Below are 737 nucleotides of genomic sequence, written 5' to 3'. Positions count from 1 at the left end.
TGATGGCAACGATAATATGCAATGGACTGACAGCGCCAATACTGCTATCGGTTTATCAGGCAGCTTTAACGACAACAGTGACAACAGTGCTTCATTGGGTGTTGGCGATAGCTTTAACGACAACAGTGACAACAGTGCTTCACTGGGTATCGGTGATAGCTTTAACGATAACAGCGATACTGACAACAGTGCAACTCTTGGCGTTGATGACAGCTTTAATGACAACAGCGACAATTCAAACTCGAGCATGAACACCGCTCAAAGCCACAACGATAATAGTACCAGTGCTGATCTTGATGTGAGCCTAAATAGTGATAGTAGTGATTCAAGTACTAACACAAATAGAAGCCACAACGACAACAGCGACTCTAGTACTACTGTAAGACGTAGCAACAACGACAACAGTGACTCTAGCGTCAACGGTAGCTTTAATGATAACAGCGATAATCGTAATCAAAGCGACAACCGTAACCAGAGTGATAACCGTAGCTACGCTGATTCAAGCACAACAAACTCGAACAGCTTTAACGACAATAGTAACTATCAAAGTGACTCGAGCTCAACAAATGTTGATAGCTTCAATCAAGTCCATATGGATACAGATATGGTTGTTGCGAGCTCAAGCCTAATGGGTGGTGTTACAGGTGCATCAGTTATTTATGCAACTAACGCAGATGATACTCGAGTTCGAGTTGAAAACATTAACACCCTTGGTGGTCTTGGTGGTGCTGCTGGTA

Annotated in this window: 1 protein-coding gene; it reads left to right on the top strand. The window is 43.1% G+C overall.

The window, feature by feature from the left end:
- Positions 1-16: 16 nt before the first annotated feature.
- On the top strand, positions 17-737 hold a 721-nt coding region (locus R7R78_RS26055; protein ID WP_225474605.1), incomplete at its 3' end, for a dentin sialophosphoprotein.

The organism is Vibrio sp. 2134-1, assembly GCF_033339495.1.
Note: the sequence above shows the minus strand (reverse complement) of the source record. Positions and strands in the feature narration are given on the sequence as shown.